Annotated in this window: 20 protein-coding genes and 1 pseudogene; 7 read left to right on the top strand and 14 right to left on the bottom strand. The window is 73.4% G+C overall.

Going from position 1 to position 21103, the window contains the following annotated elements; translation table 11 throughout:
* Positions 1 to 25: 25 nt before the first annotated feature.
* Complete coding sequence (locus tag ACIP2X_RS03870) at positions 26 to 856, bottom strand: SAM-dependent methyltransferase (RefSeq protein WP_401667077.1); 831 nt, start codon at positions 854 to 856, stop codon at positions 26 to 28.
* A gap of 157 nt (positions 857 to 1013) precedes the next feature.
* Here ACIP2X_RS03870 and ACIP2X_RS03875 point away from each other — a divergent pair, with 157 nt between their 5' ends.
* The gene (locus tag ACIP2X_RS03875; RefSeq protein WP_401667079.1) at positions 1014 to 2192 is read left to right on the top strand and encodes a MalY/PatB family protein; all 1179 of its coding nucleotides are present in this window, start codon (positions 1014 to 1016) and stop codon (positions 2190 to 2192) included.
* A gap of 53 nt (positions 2193 to 2245) precedes the next feature.
* Positions 2246 to 2623, top strand: coding sequence for a PPOX class F420-dependent oxidoreductase (locus ACIP2X_RS03880; protein ID WP_401667082.1), 378 nt, complete (start codon positions 2246 to 2248; stop codon positions 2621 to 2623).
* A gap of 44 nt (positions 2624 to 2667) precedes the next feature.
* Here the strand turns inward: ACIP2X_RS03880 and ACIP2X_RS03885 are convergent, their stop codons facing one another.
* The 3 genes from ACIP2X_RS03885 to ACIP2X_RS03895 form a co-directional block, all read right to left on the bottom strand.
* Positions 2668 to 3081, bottom strand: coding sequence for a Zn-ribbon domain-containing OB-fold protein (locus tag ACIP2X_RS03885; RefSeq protein WP_401667085.1), 414 nt, complete (start codon positions 3079 to 3081; stop codon positions 2668 to 2670).
* A 165-nt stretch (positions 3082 to 3246) separates the two neighbouring features.
* Positions 3247 to 3915 carry a TetR family transcriptional regulator gene (locus ACIP2X_RS03890; protein WP_401668835.1) on the bottom strand — a complete coding sequence of 223 codons (669 nt, stop codon included), beginning with the start codon at positions 3913 to 3915 and terminating at the stop codon, positions 3247 to 3249.
* Positions 3916 to 4015: 100 nt separating this feature from the next.
* On the bottom strand, positions 4016 to 4684 hold the full coding sequence (locus tag ACIP2X_RS03895; protein ID WP_401667088.1) for an anti-sigma factor antagonist: 669 nt from the start codon (positions 4682 to 4684) through the stop codon (positions 4016 to 4018).
* Between the two features lie 131 nt (positions 4685 to 4815).
* On the opposite strand from ACIP2X_RS03895, the gene ACIP2X_RS03900 reads away from it, so the two are divergent.
* Positions 4816 to 5166 carry a MarR family transcriptional regulator gene (locus ACIP2X_RS03900; protein ID WP_401667090.1) on the top strand — a complete coding sequence of 117 codons (351 nt, stop codon included), beginning with the start codon at positions 4816 to 4818 and terminating at the stop codon, positions 5164 to 5166.
* Positions 5167 to 5249: 83 nt separating this feature from the next.
* On the opposite strand, the gene ACIP2X_RS03905 is transcribed toward ACIP2X_RS03900, so the two are convergent.
* The 3 genes from ACIP2X_RS03905 to ACIP2X_RS03915 form a co-directional block, all read right to left on the bottom strand.
* On the bottom strand, positions 5250 to 7394 hold the full coding sequence (locus tag ACIP2X_RS03905; protein ID WP_401668838.1) for a SpoIIE family protein phosphatase: 2145 nt from the start codon (positions 7392 to 7394) through the stop codon (positions 5250 to 5252).
* A 1050-nt stretch (positions 7395 to 8444) separates the two neighbouring features.
* A complete protein-coding gene (locus ACIP2X_RS03910; protein ID WP_401667093.1) occupies positions 8445 to 8825 on the bottom strand; it encodes a hypothetical protein in 381 nt (126 codons plus the stop codon).
* A gap of 348 nt (positions 8826 to 9173) precedes the next feature.
* The gene (locus ACIP2X_RS03915) at positions 9174 to 10097 is read right to left on the bottom strand and encodes a MurR/RpiR family transcriptional regulator (RefSeq protein ID WP_401667095.1); all 924 of its coding nucleotides are present in this window, start codon (positions 10095 to 10097) and stop codon (positions 9174 to 9176) included.
* A gap of 223 nt (positions 10098 to 10320) precedes the next feature.
* Between ACIP2X_RS03915 and ACIP2X_RS03920 the strand changes: the two genes are divergently transcribed.
* Complete coding sequence (locus tag ACIP2X_RS03920; RefSeq protein WP_401667097.1) at positions 10321 to 12159, top strand: hypothetical protein; 1839 nt, start codon at positions 10321 to 10323, stop codon at positions 12157 to 12159.
* Here ACIP2X_RS03920 and ACIP2X_RS03925 read toward each other — a convergent pair.
* Entirely contained in the window at positions 12156 to 12809 is a 654-nt protein-coding gene (locus ACIP2X_RS03925) for a nucleoside/nucleotide kinase family protein (RefSeq protein WP_401667100.1), read from the bottom strand. The genes ACIP2X_RS03920 and ACIP2X_RS03925 overlap by 4 nt on opposite strands.
* A gap of 22 nt (positions 12810 to 12831) precedes the next feature.
* Between ACIP2X_RS03925 and ACIP2X_RS03930 the strand changes: the two are divergent.
* A pseudogene (locus ACIP2X_RS03930) lies at positions 12832 to 13345 on the top strand (glycosyl hydrolase family 65 protein); the annotation flags it as partial.
* A gap of 24 nt (positions 13346 to 13369) precedes the next feature.
* On the opposite strand, the gene ACIP2X_RS03935 reads toward ACIP2X_RS03930, so the two are convergent.
* The 6 genes from ACIP2X_RS03935 to ACIP2X_RS03960 all read right to left on the bottom strand — a co-directional run bounded on the left by ACIP2X_RS03935 (position 13370) and on the right by ACIP2X_RS03960 (position 20116).
* On the bottom strand, positions 13370 to 14086 hold the full coding sequence (locus ACIP2X_RS03935) for a Type 1 glutamine amidotransferase-like domain-containing protein (protein ID WP_401667102.1): 717 nt from the start codon (positions 14084 to 14086) through the stop codon (positions 13370 to 13372).
* Positions 14087 to 14130: 44 nt separating this feature from the next.
* Positions 14131 to 15090 (bottom strand): hypothetical protein, encoded by a 960-nt coding sequence (locus ACIP2X_RS03940; protein ID WP_401667105.1) that lies wholly within the window; start codon positions 15088 to 15090, stop codon positions 14131 to 14133.
* A gap of 11 nt (positions 15091 to 15101) precedes the next feature.
* Positions 15102 to 16574 carry an APC family permease gene (locus ACIP2X_RS03945; protein WP_401667107.1) on the bottom strand — a complete coding sequence of 491 codons (1473 nt, stop codon included), beginning with the start codon at positions 16572 to 16574 and terminating at the stop codon, positions 15102 to 15104.
* Positions 16575 to 17215: 641 nt separating this feature from the next.
* Positions 17216 to 18619, bottom strand: coding sequence for a Si-specific NAD(P)(+) transhydrogenase (gene sthA, locus ACIP2X_RS03950; protein WP_401667109.1), 1404 nt, complete (start codon positions 18617 to 18619; stop codon positions 17216 to 17218).
* Positions 18620 to 18685: 66 nt separating this feature from the next.
* Positions 18686 to 18892, bottom strand: coding sequence for a hypothetical protein (locus ACIP2X_RS03955; protein ID WP_365447749.1), 207 nt, complete (start codon positions 18890 to 18892; stop codon positions 18686 to 18688).
* A gap of 132 nt (positions 18893 to 19024) precedes the next feature.
* Positions 19025 to 20116, bottom strand: coding sequence for a PP2C family protein-serine/threonine phosphatase (locus ACIP2X_RS03960; protein ID WP_401668840.1), 1092 nt, complete (start codon positions 20114 to 20116; stop codon positions 19025 to 19027).
* A 130-nt stretch (positions 20117 to 20246) separates the two neighbouring features.
* Here ACIP2X_RS03960 and ACIP2X_RS03965 point away from each other — a divergent pair, with 130 nt between their 5' ends.
* On the top strand, positions 20247 to 20561 hold the full coding sequence (locus tag ACIP2X_RS03965; protein WP_401668843.1) for a hypothetical protein: 315 nt from the start codon (positions 20247 to 20249) through the stop codon (positions 20559 to 20561).
* Positions 20562 to 20655: 94 nt separating this feature from the next.
* Entirely contained in the window at positions 20656 to 20928 is a 273-nt protein-coding gene (locus tag ACIP2X_RS03970) for a GlsB/YeaQ/YmgE family stress response membrane protein (protein WP_365447759.1), read from the top strand.
* Positions 20929 to 21103: the final 175 nt, after the last annotated feature.

Consider the following 21103-nt stretch of genomic DNA (forward strand, 5'->3'; position numbering starts at 1 on the left):
GCGTTCACCCCCGGGGGTGGCCGGCTCAGCTCTTGCGTGCCACTCCGCCGAACATCGCGACCTCCTCCGGCTCGGCGCCGTCACCGGCCTCCGGACGCCAGCGCGAGCACGAGACGACGCCGGGCTCCAGCAGTTCCAGGCCGTCGAAGAAGCCCTCCACGGCCTCGGGGGTGCGCTGGGTCAGCTTCGGGGTGCCGTGCTCGTTCCAGAACTTCACCGCCTCGTCCACGTCCGGCATCGAGGGCGAGGTGATGGTGTGCGACAGCACCAGGTGGCTGCCCGGGGGCAGCGCGTCCATCAGCCGCCGGACCACGCCGTACGGGTCCTCGTCGTCGCGCAGGAAGATGACGACGCCGAGGAGTATCAGCGCCACGGGCTGCGTGAGGTCCAGCGTCTTCGCCGCGTGGCCGAGGATCGCGTCGACGTTGCGCAGGTCCTCGTCGAGGTAGTCGGTGCGGCCCTCGGGGGTGCTGGTGAGCAGCGCGCGGGCGTGCGCGAGGACGAGCGGATCGTTGTCGACGTACACGATCCGGGCGTCGGGGGCGATCCGCTGGGCGACCTCGTGGGTGTTGTCGGCGGTGGGCAGGCCGGTGCCGACGTCCAGGAACTGACGGATGCCCAGGTCGGAGACCAGGTGCCGCACGGCGCGGCCCAGGAACAGGCGGTCCGCGCGGGCGTACTCGCCGATGCCCGGGTGCAGTTGGCGGATCTGGTCGCCGGCCGCCCGGTCGACCTCGTAGTTGTCCTTGCCGCCGAGCCAGTAGTTCCAGATGCGGGCCGTGTGCGGCTGGGAGGTGTTGATGCGCTCGCGCAGCGACTGGGCAATACCGTCCGCGGCGGGTGGGTTCTCGGTCACGGAATCAGCTCCTGGGATGCCTGGTGCAGGGCGGGAAGCCGCCCCGTGCGGTGTCAAGACGCAATCTAGACCGATGAATTGATCTTTGCGGGGCCTTGTGCGATTTCGGTGCCACGCGTGCCCGCGCGCCTCTCCCGCGGCCGCATATCGTGGGCCCATGACCAGGAACCCGCACGGATCGTCCGGTGAACCGAACCCGCTGCGCGCACTGGACCTCGACCGGCTGCGGCGCCGGACGAGCATGAAGTGGCGCGCCCACCCGGAGGACGTGCTGCCGTTGTGGGTGGCGGAGATGGACGTGCCGCTCGCCCCGTCCGTCGTCCGCGCCCTCACGGACGCGGTCGCGCTCGGCGACACCGGCTATCCGGCGGGGACGGGCTACGCCGAGGCGCTGGCGGGTTTCGCGGGGAAGCGGTGGGGCTGGTCCGGGTTCGACGTGCGGCGCACCGCGGTCGTGCCCGACGTGATGCTCGGTGTGGTCGAGATGCTCCGACTGGTGACCGGGCCCGGGGACGCGGTGGTGGTCAACCCGCCCGTGTATCCGCCGTTCTTCCAGTTCGTCGGGCACATGGACCGCCGGGTGGTCGAGGCGCCGCTGGGCCCGGACCTGCGGCTCGACTTCGACGTCCTCGAGGAGGCCTTCCGGCAGTCCGTGGCGGGCGGGCGCCGGGCGGCGTACCTGCTGTGCAGCCCGCACAATCCGACCGGGACCGTGCACACCGCCGAGGAGCTGTCCACCGTCGCCCGCCTCGCGGGGGAGTACGGCGTGCGCGTCGTCGCCGACGAGATCCACGCGCCCCTGGTCGTCGGCGACACGGACTTCGTGCCGTACCTGGACGTGCCCGGCGGCGGCGGCGGTCTGTCGCTGATGTCCGCCTCCAAGGCCTGGAACCTCGCGGGTCTCAAGGCGGCGCTCGCGATCGCGGGCCCCGAGTCGGCGGCCGACCTCGCCCTGCTGCCCGAGGAGGTCGGGCACGGCCCCAGCCATCTCGGCGTACTCGCCCACACCGCCGCCCTGCGCGACGGCACCGCCTGGCTGGACGCCCTGCTCGCGGGCCTCGACGAGAACCGGCGCCTGCTGGCCGAGTTGCTGGCCGAGCACCTGCCGGACGTGAGGTGGCGGCCAGGCGACGCCACCTATCTCGCCTGGCTCGACTGCCGGGCGCTCGGGCTGGGCGACGACCCCGCGGACGTGTTCCTGCGGCGGGGCCGGGTGGCCCTCAACTCCGGCCTGCCGTTCGGGACGGGGGGAGCCGGGTACGTGCGGCTGAACCTGGCCACCTCGCCGGAGATCGTCACGGAGGCCGTCACGCGGATGACCGCCGCGCTGAAGTGAACGAGGAGACGGGCCCGCGCTGGAGGGAGGGCCGCGCGCCTAGACTTCCGGCCATGGACGCCACGCGGCTCGGAGCCGGCAAGTATCTGCTGATCACCAGCTACCGCAAGGACGGCACCCCGGTCCCCACACCCGTCTGGGTCGTCGCCGACGGTGACGCGCTCGGGGTGTGGACGGTCGCCGACTCCTGGAAGGTCAAGCGGATCAGGCGCCGCGCCGACGTCCTGGTGGGCCCCTGCGACCTGCGCGGCAACCCGACCGGTGAGCAGGTCCCGGGCACCGCGGCGATCACCGACGCGCAGACCACGGCCCGCTACCGCCGGCTCATCGCCCGCAAGTACGGCGTGGTCGGCCGGCTCACGCTCTTCGGCAGCCGGCTGCGCCGCGGCCCGCAGGGCACGGTCGGCATCAGGGTGACGGTGAACGGCTAGGGCCTGTCCGACTGGCCTGGGCGACCGGCCGGGGGCGTTGCCCGTCAGGTCCAGGCGCGGTACGGCTCGTCGAGCAGCTGGAACACCGGCTCGCCCCGCACCGGGTCCTTGGCGGTGGACAGCCGCACGCGGTCGCCGCTGTGGATGCCGACGGGCGGGCCCATCACCCGGCCCCGCACGACGAACCCCTCGGCCATCTCGATGAGGGACACGTTGCGCGCGCCGGGCGTGTTGCGGTGCACGACCGTCGTGTGGCGGACCGTGCCCGTGCCCTCGCTGCGCTCCGTGCGCAGGTCGCTGCCCTGGCAGACCGGGCACAGCAGCCGGTGGTACATCGCCGTGCCGCACCAGGCGCACCGCTGGAAGGACAGGCCCTCCTGGTCCTGGGGGCGGCGGTCGAGGAGGCCCGCGGCGGAGCCGGGCGCCTGCTGAGCGACGGTTCCTGAGTGGTGGTACACGCTGTCAACTCCCTGCGCTCGGCCGGAAATCCACGTGCGCGACACCGCGCGCACGCCTGTGCCCGGCTTGCCGTGCCACCGTGCACGGCCTCAGAGTATGGCACTGAGTGCCACTCGTAAAGGCACTCCGTACCCTGCAATTCAGGGAGAGTGGGAGGCCGGGCCTCAGTCCCGTCCGAGGGTCGTCTCGATCTCCTGCACCACCCGCCACAACGGGGTGCCGCGCCGCGAGACGACGACCACCACGTCCTCGGGCCGCTCCGGCGTCGGGGGAGTGGGCACCGCCCCGAAGGCGTCCCGCACCATGCCGAGGGCGTGGTCCACCGCGGCGGCCGCGTCACCCTCGCCGTCCGAACGCAGCCAGGACCGCAGCCCGTTGTTGTGCGCCGCCACCACGGCGGCCGCGATCACGTCCGCCCGCAGCGAGCGGTCGGGAAGGCCCGCGAAACGGCCGCGCAGATGGTCCGCGAGGGCGCGCTCGTAGCGCCAGACCACGGACAGCTCGTACGCGCGCAGTCCGGGTACCTGCCGGGTGAGCCGGTAGCGCTGCACGGAGAAGGCCGGGTTCTCGGCGTACATCCGCAGCACCAGCCGGGCGGCGTCGCAGACCCGGCCCACCGGCTCGTCGTCCTCGCCGCCGGTCGAGAGGAAGGCCGTCATGTCGGCCAGGCACCGTTCGTGGTCGGGGAAGACCACGTCCTCCTTGGAGGGGAAGTACCGGAAGAACGACCGCCGCCCCACACCCGCGAGGGCCACGATGTCGTCCACGGTGGTCTGTTCGTAGCCCCGCTCCAGGAACAACTGGAAGGCCGCCGCGACCAGGGCCTCACGCATGGGCGGTTTCGCGCTCATGGGACGGAACGTAGCACCTGGGCGGGGCCCGATGGCACTCGGTGCTGCGGTGAGGGGAACCGGGTGCCGTGCGCGCGAGGCGCTACGCGTCCTCGTCCGGCGCCCCGCGGTCACCGGACTCGGCCAGCCGGGCCACGGCCGCGGACACCTGGCGCTGTATCGCGTCGGGCAGCGGCTCCCCGCGTACGGCCGTCACCAGGTCCTGGGCGAGCAGATGGAGCTTGGTGTTGGTGTTCTGCGAGACCATCACCAGCACGTGCCACGCGTCCTGCGGGCTCAGCCCGAAGGTGGCCATCAGGACCCCGCGGGCCAGGTCGATGGTCGGCCGGGTCTGCATGGCCCGGCGCAGCTGCACGACCTCCACCCCGAGTTCGTGGTCGTCCTCGTCGTCCGCCTCGGTGAACAGGGGCAGCGTGCCCGTGAGGGTGAGCAGCCGCTCGGCCGCCGGGCCGAGTGCCTGGATCGTGACCGTCTTGCCCTCGGCGAGGGCCTGTTCGCGGAGGGCGAGCAGGACGTTCAGGGCGGAGCAGTCGCAGAAGGTGACGCCCCGCAGGTCGAGGTCGACGCCCCCGGTCGCGGACTTCAGCGCGTCACGCAGGGCGGTGCGCAGCGTGTCGGCCGCGTGCAGGTCCAGTTCCCCGCTCACCGTCACGGCCGAGCGGTCGTCGTCCTGATGCGCGGTCACCGACGACGGCCGCGGCCGGGAGGCCGCGGGGGCAGCGGACTGCGTCGGGTACGCAGACTCCGGCATGGCCGACACTCCTTCGAAAATCCCGCCTGCCGTCTTCATCAGGGTCGTCCTCACACCGCGATACGTCAAGAGATACATGAAATCTAGTTCGCGTTTTTGAATGCGGGAAACCTGGGTCCTATGATGGCCCCATGAGTGAAGTCCCTGAGCCGCATACCGGATGGACCTTCCTCACCAACCACGCCCGGGTGCTGGCCGCCATCGCCGATGATCACACCGCCCGCGTACGCGACATCGCGGCACACTGCAGGCTCACCGAACGAGCCGTGCAGAAGATCATCGCCGACCTGGAGCAGGCCGGTTACCTGTCCCACCGGCGTGAGGGGCGGGGCAACACGTATCGCATCGAGCCGAGCAAGGTACTGCGACACCCGGCGGAGGCGGGGTTGACCGTGGCCGCGCTGCTCGCCCTGCTCGCGCAGGACGAGGTGATCCGCGGGCGGGAGCCCGCGGACAGCGCGACGGCGACCCGCGAGGGGTGACCCACGAGGGGTGACCCGCGCGTGACAGGGGCCGACCCGCTAGACGTCCGACGGGCGGGCGGGTGCGGACCCGAGGCCGGCGGCTACGCGCCGTCCGTCGGCACGCGGATGTCCACCACGCAGACGTCGTCGCGCCGTTCGTCCTCCAGTACGGCCGCGAGCAGCGGGCCGAGTGAGCCGGGCTCGTCGGTGTGGTGCGAGACGAGGGCCCGCGCGAGCCGCTCGATGCCGAGGTCGATCGCCTCCGACGTGCGCTCCACCAGACCGTCCGTGTACAGCAACAGCCGGTCACCGGGCTCCAGTCGGGTCTCGGCCCGCTCGAAGACCGGGGTGGTGCTCGCGCCCAGCAGCATCCCGGCCGGCCTGTCGAGCCGCCGTACCTCCCCGTCGCGCAGCAGCAGCGGCGGGGGATGGCCGGCCTGGGCCCAGACCAGCCGGCGCTCGTCCGGGTGGTAGTGGGCCAGCACCATCGTCGCCGTGCCGTGCGGGTCGCGGGAGTGCAGCAGCAGTGTGTTGAGCCGGCTGAGGGCGCCGGTGAGGGAGAAGCCGGTGATGACCATGCCCTTGGCCGTGAACCGGAGCTGGGCCATCGTGGCGACCGCGTCCATGCCGTGGCCGGCGACGTCGCCCACCACGAACAGGGCGGTGCCGTCGGGCAGTTCGATGGCGCTGTACCAGTCGCCGCCGACGTGGATGCCCGACTGGGCGGGCAGATAGGTCACCTCGACGCGCAGACCGGCCAGTTGCAACGGCTTGTCCGGCAGGGGCAGCAGCGCGTGCTGGAGCCGGGCGGCCAGCGCCCGCTCGGCCTGGAGCGCTCCGTGCTGGGTGAGGTTCACCTGTTCGCTCTGCACCAGGGCGAGTTCGGCGTTGCGCTGGGCCGTGAGGTCCTGGAGGAAGCCGTGCACCTCGACGGGCGTGCCGTGCAGGTCGGCCAGCGCCTCGGCGACGATCCGCAGATGGCGTACGCCGCGCGCCGTCCGGATCCGGAACGGCACGTCGACCGGCCGTCCCTCGTGCACGAGTGCCCTGATGGCGCGGATCAGGACCGGCACCTCCTCCGGCAGCGCGAGGCCGGGCAGGTCGGGAAGGCCCACCGGTCCGTGCGCGGGGTCGCGGTCGAGGACGGTGAAGACCTGGTCGGCCCAGGTGACCTCGCCGGAGGTCAGGTTCCAGCTGGCCCAGCCGAGGTTGCCCAGCCGCTGCACGTCCGCCAGCCGCTGCTCCTGGCGGTCCGACGGATCGTGACGGACCCAGCTGAGGACGAGGCCCTCGCCGAGGCGCGCCACCCGCACCGAGTACGTGGACAGTTCGGCGACGCCGGCCACCACGTCCTGCTGCGCGAACGGCTCTCCCTCGTACGGCTTTCCGGCACCCAGCACGTCCTGGCACCGCTGCCACAGGGACTCGTCCGCGATCGGCGGCCAGCACTCCAGGATGCGCAGCCCGATCAGTTCGGGTCCGGTGCGTCCCACCACGTCGACGGCTTCCGCGGTGACCGCGTCGATGCGGTAGTCCTCGACGTCGCCCGAGGCGCCGCGCAGCGGGGTGAGCAGCATCGCCGCGCCGGGCAGGGTGTCGAGCACGGTCCGGACGGTCGCGGCGAAGCCGTCGGCGGCGGGTTCCGGGAGGGCGTCGAAGGCCCGCAGCCGGCCCGCGCACAGCCGGACGACGGCCCGCAGATGGTCGCGGGTGCGAGGCGTGAACGCGCCGGGCCGGGTGCGCAGGACGCCGACGGAGATCTCGGCGGTGTCGACCGGCAGCCAGGCGCGCGACCGCCAGCGGTCGGGGGGGTCGCCGACGAGCAGGAACCGCTTCCGGTCGGTCGGGTAGTCCTCCAGCCAGCGCGGCTCGCCGGTGCGCAGCGCCTCCAGCGCGGCGACGCCGGTCAGGGGCGGCACATGGCGCCACTGCGCGGCCAGGGTGGCGTCGATGCCCGCGTGGCCGACCAGTTCCAGGCCGTCGGCGGGCAGCCGGGCGAAGATCATGACCGCGTCGGCGTCGACGGTGTCGGCGAGGTGCTCCAGCAGGCACCCGGCGAGTTCCTGAGGATCGCGAACCCCGACGAGCGCCGCGCCCAGCCGCCCCAGTGGCGTCGAGGCGTCCTCGGCGGGGTCGCGGGCGGGACCAGGGAAGGGGGCGCCGCCGGGCGCGGGGCCCGCGATGCCGGGGCCGGGGGGATGGGGACCCGTGGGGCCGGAGGCCTCCGGACCGCCCGGATCGCCCAAGGCGTTCTGGGCGTTCGGGCCTGCGGGTGCGGGTGCGGGTGCGGGTGCGGGTGCCGGTACCGGTGCGGGGGTGTCGGGACCGTCGTGTGAGGGGGTGCCGGGCGTGGAGGTGTCCGGTGCGGAGGTGTCCGGACCGTCGGGCGTGGACGGGTCCGGGTCATCACTGACAGGGGTGTCCGACCCATCACTGACAGGGGTGTCCGACCCGTCGGTGACAGGGGTGTCCGACCCGTCGGTGACAGGGGTGTCCGATCCGTCGGTGACAGGGATGTCCGGACCGTCGGTGACAGGGATGTCCGGACCGTCGGTGTCAGGGGTGTCCGGCATATCGGGTGCGGTGTCCTGGTCCTCGGCGGCGGAGCCGTCCGGCTCCTCTTCCTCGGGGGCGGACGGGTCCAGGCTCTCGGGAGCGGACGCGTCCACGCGCTTGTGTGCGGGCGGGCCCGGCTCCTCGGGCGAGGGGGTGTCCGGTCCGTCCGGGACCGAGGTGACCTGCGTCCGGGGGACGGGGGCGTGCCGGCCTTCGGGGGCGCGGGGCTCCGGGCCGCCGGGGCCGGGAGTGGGGGGACCCTCCGGGGTGCGTGGCCGTGGCCCGGCGCCTTCCTGGGGCGGGACGGTCCGGGGGGACGAGGCGCCGCAGAGGGTGAGCCGGCATTCCTCGATCAGGGTGCGGCCGCCGGCCCGCGCGCGTGCGAGGAGCTCCTCCTGTGCCGCGTCCGCCGAGCATCCGGTGAGCGCCATGACCGCGCCCTTGGCCCGCTCCAGGACGGCGGAGGCCGTCACCAGATCCCGTGGCCGGTCCAGCTCGGAGCGGCGTCCGGGAACCGCGCCGGCCGAGGTGACCGTGTCGGACCCGGTGCCGTTCTCCGCAGGGGGTGCGGGGTCGCTCGTCACGCGTCGAGCATCGCACAGGGACCCCCCCAAGGGCGCAAGGTCGTCCGGAGGGAATCCACTCGAAAGGGCCAGCCGTGGCCATGGCCGTACAGGCCTGTTCTCCAGGCGGAGCAGCGCCGTGTGCGCCGCCGGGCGGCTCCCGCCCCAAAGGGCCCTTCAGCGTGCCGAGTTGAACTCCACCAACGCGTCGGTCACCGCCCGCACGCTGCGCGCGATGTGCTGGAGTTGCAGCACCTCGGCGGCGTACAGCTTGATCGTGTGCTCGATGACCGACTCCGGCATCCCCAGCCGCGGCAGATCGGCGCGGGCGGTCTGCAGGGCGGTCCGCGCCACCCGGATCTCCTGCTGGACCTGGATCTGCGCATGACGGGCGAGCAGCACGGGGTGGCGGATCAGCGCCGGATAGCCGGCGTACCGGGCCGGTACCAGCTCGCGCAGCCACTTGGCCGCCGAGCGCTCCCAGTCGTAGCTGCCGGGGGTCTTGACCTGGCAGGGCCAGTCCGGGCTGGTGCGCATGGACGTCAGGGGCATGATCATCGCTTCCGTTGTGCTGCGGTTGCGGAGGTGGTCCGCGTGGCGGCCCGCGGGATGGTCCGCGGTGGTGGGGCGGTCCCGGCCTAGGGGTAGCCGGGGACCGCCCCTACCGAACACCCAGGGGCGCCGATGCGGGTAGGGGACATCGGCTTCGGGTGTTCGTGCGGGTGCCCGGGAGAAGCGGCCTGCTCAGGAGCGGATGGCCGACCCTCCCCGGGCGGGGTGGGATCCGCGAGCAGTATTTATATATGCCGTTCGCTTTGCAAGACGTATGAAAACATTCATGCGCGCTTTGAAAGGAAAGGTCCCTATGTCATGCCGTTCGCTCGGCGCTTCGGGTAGGGGCGGGGATCAGTCCCGCAGGAAGAACTGGTGCTGGTCGGAGATCTGCTCGTAGGCCTCCAGCCGGGCCTGGGTGCGCTCGGGATCGGCGTCGGTCATGGCCTGGAGCAGCGCCGCCGCCATCACACCGGGAGCGGCGTAGGAGTCGAAGACCAGCCGGGAGCCCATGCCGGTGGCGAAGGTGACGTCGGCCTCCTCGGCGAGCGGCCCGAACGCCAGGTCGTTGATCAACGCGACGCGCAGCCCGGCGCCCCGCGCGAGGCGTACGGCGGCGAGCGTCTCCTGGGCGTGCCGCGGCAGCGAGAAGGCCAGCACCCAGGTGCCCCCGGCCTCGCGCGCCTGCAGCAGCGCGTCGTAGGCGACGCTGCCGCCCCGCGTCACCAGCCGCACGTCCGGGTGGATACGGCGGGCCGCGTACGCGAAGTACTCGGCGAGGGAGGCCGAGATGCGCAGGCCCAGCACGGTCAGCGGCGCCGACTGCGACAGCCGTCTGCCGATCTCGACGACCTGGGCCGGATCGGCGAGGTCACGGCGGAGGTTCTCCAGATTCTCGATCTCCGCGTCGACCGCCGCCTGGAGTTCGTTGCCCCGGTCCTCCTCGGCGGTCGCGGGGCCACCGGCCAGCGTGCCGAGGGCGATGGCCTGGAGCTTCTCCCGCAGCGCGGGGTAGCCGCTGAAGCCGACGGCCGCCGCGAACCGGGTCACGGAGGGCTGACTGACCCCGACCCGGTCGGCGAGCTCGGTGATCGGCAGGAACGCCGCCTCGGTGATGTGCTCGATCAGGTACTGGGCGATGCGCCGCTGCCCCGGGGACAGCCGGGGCCGGTCGAAGAGCGCCCTGAGCTGGTGGGCCGGGGCGGCCTCCGCCTCCGGCGCGCCCTTGCCCGAGGTGATCGCGGACGCCTGTGCGCGTGCCTGTTGCGGCGATGGCACCGGTGCGCCTCCTTTGCTTCCCAGGAAGCTTCAACATAGCTCACGCACCGTGTCGATCAGGGGCGCGGTCCGGTCACCGGGGGCACCCGGAAAGGTGCCCGTCGCCGCCCCCGGGCACGCGCCTCCGCCCGGCCCGCGGGAGCCCACCGCCCGTCCGCCGGATGACGGAGGCGGCAGCCGGCGCGGCGTTCACCGGGGCGGCCGCGCGGAAAGGCTGACGGACGTGCATCTCCCATACCAGCGCCGCCCGTTGCACGACCTGCCGGACACCCCCGAGGCCTACGACGCCGTCCTCGCCGCCGTCACCGAGGAGTCCCTCGCCCGCCTGACTGCCGAGGGCAGCTTCGAACACCCCACCGCCGTGCTCGACGTCGGCGACACCTCCCTCGGCGTCACCTCCCTGCTGGCGCTCGCCTGGCAGCGGGGCGGCGACCCCCGACTGCCGGAGGCGGTGCGCCGCAGCCTCGCCTTCCACCTGCGCGAGCGCGTCTTTCGCGAGGACAACCCCGGCTACCCCAACCTCGTCGTGCGCGACTCCGGACTGCCGCACGCCCGCTTCGTCCTGCGTGCGGGGGCGCACCCGCACGGCGACTGGCCGAGCACCGTATGGGCGCTGCTCCAGAGCGTCGACGTGCTGGACGCGGCGGACGGCCTCCTCGACGGCCAACTGCGCCGGGAACTCAGCGCTTTGGCGCTCGGCTACTGGCGCTGGCTGACCGAGGCCACCTTCTTCGACCCGCAGCGGGCGGGCAACCAGGCCATCGGCTGCGTCGTCGGCGGCCTGATGCTGGCCCGCCACCTCCCGCCCCGGCAGGGCACGGCGGTCCGGCTGCGCGCGATGAGCCTGTACGACCACGGGATCCGCGCCCGCCGGGTCCGCTCCCGGGGCGAGCTGCTGCCGCCCGAGCACGGTGGGGCCTACGACAACAACTACGGCCCGGTCTCCCTGTCCTTCCTCGCCCAGGCCCACCGGGTCAGCGGTGAGGAAGTCTTCGCCGAGGACGGCGACGCGCTCGCCCGTCACCTCGACGCCCGTCTCACCGGCGGCGGCTTCGACATCGGCGGGCCCCGCTACAGCGAACAGCACTGCGGCTTCGAGGCGGTCCTGGGCCTGCGCCACTTCGGCCGCCGCATCGGCGCCGACCTGGGCCGCTACCGGGGCGACACCCGCTGGGCCCGGCACGCGGCGGGGCCCGACGGCGGCCTCGACGGGCACTTCGCGTTCATGCTGGTCTGGCAGATCCAGGACACCCCGGGCTGGCACCGCGCCCCCTCGACCGCCCCGGCACGCCATCAACTGCGCGCGGGCGGCGTCTCCGTGGCGTTCGACGACCGGATGACCCCGTCGCTCGTCGAGGCGGCGGGCACCTACTACCTCCCCGCCGCCGTCGACCGCCAGCACGGCTTCGGGCCGGTGACGGACGGGTTGCTGCTGTGCCGTCCGTTCGGCGAGGTCCGCGTCCGTGACCTGCGCGGCGGCGGACTGGCCGGCAAGCTCGTCACCCAGCCGGTCGTGGACCGCGAGCGCGTCCTGCGCCATGTGCGGTCCCTGTACGTCACCGACGGCACGCGGCTGTGGGTGACGGTCGTCGTGCAGCGGCTCGCCGGCACACCTCATCTGCTGGCCGGGATGCCGTACGCGGCGGACGACGGCGAGCGGGTGCGCAGGACCGCGCGGCCCGCGGGCGTGACCTCGGCGGGCCACCTGCGGCTGACGCACCCGTCGGCGCCGGGGCCCGAGCACTTCGACGCCCGGGCGGAGATCACCCAGGAGCAGGCGGCGTTCGCCCTCTCGCCGGACCCGCGCGTCTTCGGCGACCCCGACGAGAGCTGGCGGCACCTGGTCTCCTCGACGGCCCTGGAGGCGGGCCCGGCCCCGGGTGCGCCGGCGGACCTGCACGTCTTCGCCGTGCGCTACGGGGGTTCCGCCGAGCCCTACGCGCCCGCCTTCGACGCCGGCCCGCGCGGTCTGACGGTCCGCACCGAGGCGTTCACCGCCCTGATCGGCGACGCGGCGGGCGACGCCCACGGCTCACCGGAGCTGACGCTGGAACCCGCCTAGGCGGTATCCGGCGCTTCCTGGTCCGCGCTCACCACGAGGTCGGCGCGGTCCCGTGTCGTCGCCACCAGCTCGGCGTTGCGCCGGTCCGTGCCCATGACCCACGCCACCGCCTCGGCGTGGCCCTTGCCGAACTCCTCGTGCCGGGCGACGAGACGGCGGATCCGCTCCGGCTCGGGCACCTCGCAGAACCACACCTCGTCCAGCTGCGGCCGGACGCGTGCCCAGGCGTCCGAGTCGAGCAGCAGATAGTTTCCCTCGGTCACGATCAGACGGGCCCGCGGCGGGACGGGGATCGCCCCCGCGAGCGGCTGCTCCAGCACCCGCTCGAAGCCCGGCGCGTAGACCACGTCGTCCTCGTCCTCGCGCAGGCGCCGCAACAGGGCGGCGTATCCGGCCGCGTCGAAGGTGTCCGGCGCGCCCTTGCGTTCCCTGCGACCGAGCCGGTCGAGCTCGGCGTCGGCGAGGTGGAAGCCGTCCATCGGGACGTGGGCGACCCACGGCTGACCGAAGCCGTTGAGCTCCCGCACGAGGCGCTCGGCGAGCGTGGTCTTGCCCGCGCCGGGGCTGCCGGCGATGCCGAGGACGGCCCGGCGGCCGTCCGCCGTGAGGTCACGGGCGCGGGCAAGGAGGTCGTGAAAGGTCACCGGCACACCGCAGAGTGTGCCATCCGACTTCGACCTGTACCGCAAGCAGGTCGTCAAGCAGGCCTACCTGCTTGACGACGGGCACATCGCCCGCAACTTCGCCTACTACGAGCCGCTGACGGTGCGGGACTCCTCGCTCTCCGCCTGCGTCCAGGCCGTCGTCGCCGCCCAGGCCGGCCACCTCCTGCTCGCCTGCGACTACACCGTCGAGGCGGCCCTGATGGACCTGGCCGACCTGGAGCAGAGCACCCGCGACGGACTGCACATCGCCTCACCGGCCGGTACGTGGACGGCGACACGCTCCGTTTCGCGCCCCGGCTGCCCGAACGGTTCAGCATGCTGGCGTTCACGGTCCAGCTCCCGGACCGCCGGCTGCGCGTGGAGATCGCCCCCGACAAGGCCACGTACACCCTGCTGTCCGGCGCGGCCCACGGCGAGTCCCTGAAGGTCGGCCCCGACACGCCCGCCGTGCGCACGGTCCCCCGACGCCCTCGCGCCCGGCACCGAAGCAGCCCCCGCACCGCGTCCCGAACGCCCGCTGAGCCGGTCCCGGCGGCGGGGCCGGCTCAGCCGGTGAGCGGCCGCGGTGTCACGGTCCGCTCCGCCGCCCCGCCCCGGCCGTCCGGTTCGACCCGGTACAGCCGGGCGCCGGGTGTGCGGGTCACCGCCTCCGTCCGCTCCCCGTCCGCGAACAGCGCCCCCACACCGTCGTCCAGAGCCCACCCGGCGGCCAGCGCGCCGCTCGCGACGGCCGCGCGGTACGAGGGGCGGCGGCCCGGTTCGCTGTCGTAGTGCGGGCAGACGGAGCCGGGGAGCAGGCCCAGGCCGTCCGGCAGGGCGGTCGGCGGGCCGAAGGAGTCGGTGTGCGAGCCCTCGGCCCAGCAGTTGGCCCCGGCGCTGATCCCGCACAGCAGGGTGCCGCCGTCGCAGGCCTCGGTGAGCAGCCGGTCGACGCCGTGCGCGCGCCAGACGGCCAGCAGGTTCACGGTGTTGCCGCCGCCGACGTACACCACGTCCTGCGCGAGCAGGAACTCCCGCAGCCGCGCGTCGTCCATCTCCCGCCGGAACAAAGGGAGTACGGACGGCTCGCACCGCCGGGTCCGGAAGGCGTCCAGGAAGCGCTCGACGTAGGCGGACGCGTCGCCGCTCGCGGTGGGGACGAAGCACACCTTCGGCGCGGACGCGCGGGCGTGGCCGAGCACCCAGTCGTCGAGCAGCCCGTCCTCGTCGGTGGAGAAGCCCCCGCCGAGCAGGGCCAGACGACGTGGGGGAGCGGCGGTCACGGGGATGCCTCCTGGGCGCGGGACGGGAGCGCGGGCCCAGTGTGTCAGCCCGACAGCCGCAGCTGGGCCCGCCACTTGGTGATCTCCTTCACCGGATCCCCGGTGTACGACCAGGGAGTTCGCGTGTACCGGCGGCCGAGCAGGCGGAGCAGGCCGGCGGCGACGTCCGGGGTGCCCGCGTGACAGGCGGCGTGCGCCAGGTAGTTGAGATCGCGCAGCTCGACCGCGGTGACCGGGACGTCCGGGCGTCCCCGGATCCAGCGCTGCCAGGTACGGCGTACGTCGCTGACGGCGCCGTCGTGGTCCCAGTGCTGCCCGAGAGTCATCGAGGAGTGGCGGCCGCGGGCGGCGTCCAGGGCGTAGCGGAACTCCTCGACACGGGCGTACTGCACCAGCACCGGCAGCGCGCAGCCCGGTGGAGCCACTCCGGCGGCGTCGCGGGCGAAGTCGTACATCAGACCGTGGGTGCCGTGCCAGCGCGCGGAGTAGTAGTGCAGGACCTGGAGGTGGCCCTCGATGCTGTACGGGTCGCGGCGGTGCAACTCGTCCCACCAGCGGGCCAGTTCGCGTCGTCGCACCCCTTGCGGATGGAGCCGGGCCACGGAGATCAGCGAGATCCACGGCGTCGGGTCGGCCGGTCCGGCCTCCGTGGCGCGCAGGCACGCCAGCACCGTGCCGTCGACGCGCTCCTGGTCGATCGCCACGCCCCGGCCCGCCGCGATGGCCATGTCGAAGGTCCGGGCCGTCTCGGTCGCGGCCCTCAGCACCAGCGCGTCCGCGCTGTACGGTTCGGCGGCCAGCCAGGACTCCACCGCCGAACTGCTCGCGCAGGCCTGCGCGAGCAGTCGCACCCGGTGCCCCCGCAGGGGCCAGTCGGAGCCGGTGGACCGCAGCAGTTCACGCAGGCCCTGCCAGCGGCCGATGACGATGTCGTGACGGGCCGCGGTGAGGTCCGCGTCCCCGCCGTCGGGGTCGAAGTCGGGGGTGAAGCGGTCGCGCGCCATCGGGGTCTCTTTCAGAAGTCGGTGGAGAGACCCTCGTGGCTGCGGGCGGCCGCGGCCGGGCGGCCGCCCGGCGGGTAGTCCGGCGCGATCGCGCGGGTCGCGTCCAGCCGGTCCGGGCGGTAGTAGTCGCTGCCCCGGCGCCAGTACCACAGCATCGGCACCAGTCCCACGGCGAGGCCGCCGACACCGATCGCGACCGCCGCCGCGCTCAACTCGCCCAGGGACTCGACGAAGACCCAGAACATGAAGAGCGAGCCGAGCAGCGGCCACAGCCCGCCGAGCACGAAGTGCGCCGGCGAACGCAGCAGCGTCCCGCGGTAGGCGACGACCGCGGCGAGACCGGCCAGACCGTAGTAGACCGCGATCTGCAGACCGATCGCGGAGATGGCCTCGGACAGGATGTCGCCCACCGAGCCCAGCGCGTTCGCGGCGACGAACATCGCGAGCGCCACCACCCCGACCACGGCGATCGCCACCCACGGCGTGTTCCACCGGCGGTGCACCCGGCCCAGCGCGGACGGCATCGTGCGGTCCCGGCCCATCGCGAACAGCGACCGCGTCACCTGGATCAGCGTCGTCTCCAGGGTGGCGATGGTCGACAGCATCACCGCCACGACGATCAGCCTGCCGCCCCACCCGGGCCAGATCTCGTCGCCGAGCACGGCGAGCACGTCGGCGCCGTTCTCCTCGATCTGCCGGGTGGAGAGCACGACGTTGACCGCGATGGTGAACACCATGAACAGCAGGAAGACGATCCCGATGCCGATGAGGCCCGCAAGTCCCGTGGTGCGGCGGCTGTTGCGGGTCTCCTCGCTGAGATTGCAGGCGACGTCCCAGCCCCAGTAGTAGAACGCGGCGACCAGCGCTCCCGACGCGAAGCCCGACAGGCCGTCGAAGTGGCTGAAACCGAGCCAGGACCAGTCGAACGCGCGGGCGTTGTCCGAGTGCAGCAGGGCCAGCACCGCGAACACGGCCAGGACGAAGAGCTCCACGCCCGACATCAGCAGCTGCGCGCGCACGGTGAGCCGGGCGCCGCCCAGCACCACCAGCAGCATCACGAGGAACCAGCCCGCGCCGACCGCGGACGCCAGCGCCGTGTCGTCCGCGAGCTCCTCGTCGAAGAGGGCCAGCGTCATCGCCCCCGCGGGCAGCGATCCGGCCACCATGAAGATGGTCGCCGACACCACCAGTGCCCAGCCGCTGAGGAACCCGAGGAACGGATGCAGCGTGCGGCCCACCCAGGAGTAACTGGCGCCCGCGTTCACGTCGATGCGGCTGAGCCGGCTGAAGGCCAGCGCGATGCCCAGCATCGGGATGGCGCAGTACAGCAGAGCCGCCGGGCCGGCCAGCCCCACCGCCCCGAACAGGACGGCCGTGGTGGCGGCCAGCGAGTACGCCGGGGCGCTGCCCGCGACCGCCATCACCACGGTGTCGAACGTACCGAGGGCGCCCGCCTGGAGCCCCCTGCCCGTGCTCTTGCTCATGCCTGCGCTGCTTTCGCCTTGCACGCCGCCAGGCCGGAACGTCCCGGCGACGATGTGGTGTGGGGGGTGAACCCGCCTTCGGCCGAAGAGGGATGACCTCGGGTCGGGGCGGCGAGGAACGAGAGGGTGAGCGGTGAGGTCGCCCCGTTGTCAGACGGTCACACCGTGTGTGCGAGTGATGATAGCCCCGCGCGTCGGCCGTGCACGACGGGCCTGTGCGGAAATCCGCGGACGCCCGCCGCGCCAACTCCGCTGCCGGTCAGGGACCTTCCGACGCGGGAAGCGGAACCGGTGTGCGGCCGTGGGAGTCCGCCCCGGGGAAGCGTGATCGGGGCGCGCGCTGCGGGAAACGCGGACGGGGACCGCCGACGGGAGCGACGCGTCGGCGCGGCACGAGTAGGAGGCAGCCATGGGCAGTGCGGGGACGGGTTCCGGACCGGACACGGGAGAGGCGCCCTCGGCGAGCGGACCCTCGACCAGCGCCTCGCCCAGGAGCGGCCGGACGTCGACGAGCCCGCCGGTGACGGTATCGGCGACCTGGCCGACGGCGCGGGCGAGCCGGTCGACCCGGAGGTGGGCACCGAGCGACGAAGGAGGCGGTGGACGAGGACCGGATCTGACCGCGCGGCGACCGCGCCGCTTCAGTCGGCGATCCGGTCGATCTGCCGGAGCTTGTTCGTGGCGTCGAGGGCGGCCACCTTGTAGGACTCCGCCAGCGTCGGGTAGTTGAACACCGCGTCCACCAGGTAGTCCACGGTGCCGCCGCACCCCATCACGGACTGCCCGATGTGGATCAGCTCGGTCGCGCCCGTGCCGAAGCAGTGCACGCCGAGCAGCGTGCGGTCCTCCGGGGAGACCAGCAACTTCAGCACGCCGTGCGAGTCCCCGATGATCTGCCCCCGGGCCAGCTCGCGGTAGCGGGAGACGCCGACCTCGAACGGCACCCGGTCCTCGGTGAGCTGGTCCTCGGTACGTCCCACGAAGCTGATCTCCGGGATGGTGTAGATGCCGATCGGCTGGAGGTTGTGCATCCGGCCCACCGGCTCCCCGAAGGCGCGGTACGCGGCCGCCCGGCCCTGTTCCATCGAGGTGGCCGCGAGCGCCGGGTAGCCGATGACGTCGCCCACGGCGTAGATGTGCGCCACCTCGGTGCGGTAGTGCTCGTCGACCTTGATCCGGCCCCGCGCGTCGGCGGTGAGCCCCGCCTTGTCCAGGTCGAGGCCGTCCGTGAGGCCTTGTCGGCCCGCCGAGTACATCACCGCGTCCGCGGGTATCTTCTTGCCGCTCTCCAGCACCGTCAGGGCGCCCCGGGGATGCCGCTCCACCGCGGCGACGGTCTCACCGAACCGGAAGGTCACCGCCAGGTCCCGCAGGTGGTACTTGAGGGACTCGACGACCTCGACGTCGCACATGTCGAGCATGGCCGCCCGCCTCTCGACCACGGTCACCTTGCTGCCGAGGGCGGCGAACATGCTCGCGTACTCCATGCCGATCACCCCCGCCCCGACGATGACCATGGACTGCGGGACGCGTTCGAGGGCGAGGACGTTGTCCGAGTCCATGATCGTGCGGCCGTCGAACTCCACGCTGTCCGGCCGGGCGGGCCGGGTGCCGGTGGCGATCACGATGTGCTCGGCGGTCAGCTGCCGCTCCTGACCGGTGACCTCCCGCAGGGCCACGGTGTGCGGGTCGGTGAAACGGCCGGTGCCGGCGAACAGGGCGACGTGGTTGCGGGACAGCTGGTTGCGGATGACGTCGACCTCCCGGCCGACCACGTGCTGGGTGCGCGCGATCAGGTCGGCGACGGTGATGTCCTCCTTCAGGCGGTAGCTCTGCCCGTACAGGTCGCGCTGGGTCAGGCCGGTGAGGTAGAGCACCGCCTCACGCAGTGTCTTGGAGGGAATGGTGCCGGTGTGGATGGAGACCCCGCCGACCATGTCGGGGCGGTCGACGACGGCGACCCGGCGGCCCAGCTTGGCCGCGGCGATGGCGGCCTTCTGGCCGCCGGGTCCGGATCCGAGGACGAGCATGTCGAAGTCGGGCACCCTCGGAAGTGTGGCAGCCCTCGGGGCCCCTCCGTAAGGGCGGGGCCGCAGCGGAATGGGCCGTTGCTAGGGCAGGAGCTTGTCGAGCGCCGCGTCGCCCTCCTGGGCCAGCTTGCGCCGTGCCCACTCCAGGTTCTTCGGGGTGAGGTCCTTGCCCGAGGCAAGCACCACGTCCTCCGGCGACACGTCGGTGCCGGTACGGGGGTGGAGGAGGGCGTCCGGGGTGACGCTGTCCGCGGACGTCCGGGACGCGTCGGGCTGTGGCGTCGACATGATCTCTGCTCCTCCGGTCCGGGGCTCTTCCGCGGACCCGGTGAGGTCATCGGGTCCACTTACACCATTCATCGCCGGAGCACACCCTGCATCCGGAAGGGGGCGCCGCCCCGGCGTCCGGCGGCGGCGGGGTCAGCGCGGCCGGGCCGCGCGGGGGGCGAGGACGAGGATGGTGACGTCGTCGTGGATGCTCCGGGTGTGCCGCAGCAGGTCGTCCCACACCCGGTCGGGCAGTCCGGGGCGGCCGTCCTCGTACAGCAGCGCCAGCCGCTCGGTCAGCGGGTAGAACACGCCGTCCGGGTCGCGGGCCTCGAAGAGCCCGTCCGAGGCGAGGACCAGCCGGTCGCCGGGCTCCAACGGGACCGTCCCCCCGCGCTGCGCGAGGGCGCCGCCGAGGCCGAGGCCCAGCGGTGTGCACGCCTCGACCGCGACGTCCCGTGCCGTGCCCGCGCGCAGCAGCACCGGCGGCGGATGCCCACAGGCGACCACCCGCACGGAGCCGGCGTCGCGGGCGAACTCCAGCAGCATGGCGGTCGCGAACAGGTCGGCGTGCCGCTTCTCCGCCACGTCCAGCGTCAGCCGGCGGTCCAGCCGGCGGGCCACCGACTCCAGGTCGGGCTGGTCGAGCGCGGCCTCCCGGAAGGCGCCCAGCAGCGTCGCCACCGTGCCGATCGCCGCCAGACCGTGGCCCTGGACGTCGCCGAGCACGGCCCGCACGCCGTACGGCCCGTCCCGCACGTCGTAGAAGTCCCCGCCCACCAGCGTCCCGCGCTGCGCGGCCCGGTACAGGCCCGCGCACCGCACCGGCCCGACCACCTCGGGCAGCGGCGGCAGCAGCGCGCGCTGGGCGGCCTCGGCGATGGTGCGCTCCAGATCGAGCTGGGCGTCCCGGTGGCTGCGCACGAAGGAGACGAACACGCTCAGCAGGGCGACGAATCCGATCGTCCACAGGTCGGTGTCCCCGGGCCGGTCCAGCTGGAGCGCCGGGATGTTCAGCAGCACGATCGCGCTCCCGCCCAGCAGCGCCGTCCCGAGCGGCCCGTACGACAGGACGGCCAGCGGCGGGATCGCGCCGAGCAGGAACCCGATGTCGAGCGGATCGTGGCTGAGGGCCGTCGCCGTGGTCACACCGACGATCAACGCGACCGGCAGCACCCGCACCCAGCGCGGCGGCGGCGCGCCCCGCAGCCATGTCCGCCGGTCCGGGCGCCGCAGCGGTGACATCACGCGCGCCGTGTCCACACCACCACGCTGCTACGCGGGGCCGGGCGCCGCACGTCGGGCCGGGGTGTCGGCGGCCGCTGCCATGCTGGGCGACGCGGGGGAGCGGAACCGGACGGACGGCGGAGGCGGCGTGGGGTTCGAGGGCGAGAGCTGGTACGTGAGCAGCGCCGAGGGGCGGGTCGGGGAGATCGCCGTCGACGACTCCGACTTCCCCTGGCTCGCGGGGCGGTTCGTCGCGGGGCCGGCCTTCACCGCCGTGCGGGACCTGTTCGCGCGCGAACTCGCCCTGGCGCAGCGGGACGGCGAGAGGCACTGGCAGGAGTGGGAGACGGTGTACGACGAGATCCGGCGACGGGTCTCGCTGTCCTCACCCGACGGGCCGGTGGCCGACTTCCTGCTGCACATCGAGGGGGACCGGGCCTGGTTCCGCTGGATCGACGGCTGAAACCCGCGCGGGAGTCGTCCGGATTCTGGTTTGACAACGGCATCTCCGCGCATTCGGAAGGGGAACACAATTCCTACGGATGGGTGGAGGACACGTGGGCATCATCGCCTGGATCCTGATCGGGCTTCTGGCCGGCGCAATCGCCAAGCTGCTGCTGCCGGGCAAGGACCCGGGCGGGATCATCATCACGATGCTGATCGGTGTCGCCGGCGGCCTGCTCGGCGGCTGGCTGGGGAAGGTCATCTTCGGTGTCGACTCGATCGACGGGTTCTTCGACCTGTCGACCTGGATCGCCGCGATCGTCGGCTCGCTCATCCTGCTCGTGCTCTACCGGGCCGTCACCGGCGGGCGGCGTTCGCACGCGTAGCGGCCTGACCGCGACAGGAGCGGGCCACGGCCCGAGGAGCCCCGGCGAGCGGGGGGGGGGGGCCCGGCCGGGCGGGGCGGGGCCCCCCCCCCCGGGGGGGGGCCCCCCGGGGGGGGCCGGCCCGGGGAGCGGCCCCGGGCGGGGGGCCCTCCCGGGCCCGCGCCCCGCGGAGCGG

Origin of the sequence: Streptomyces sp. NPDC089424 (assembly GCF_044749345.1) — a bacterium.
GTDB lineage: Bacteria > Actinomycetota > Actinomycetes > Streptomycetales > Streptomycetaceae > Streptomyces.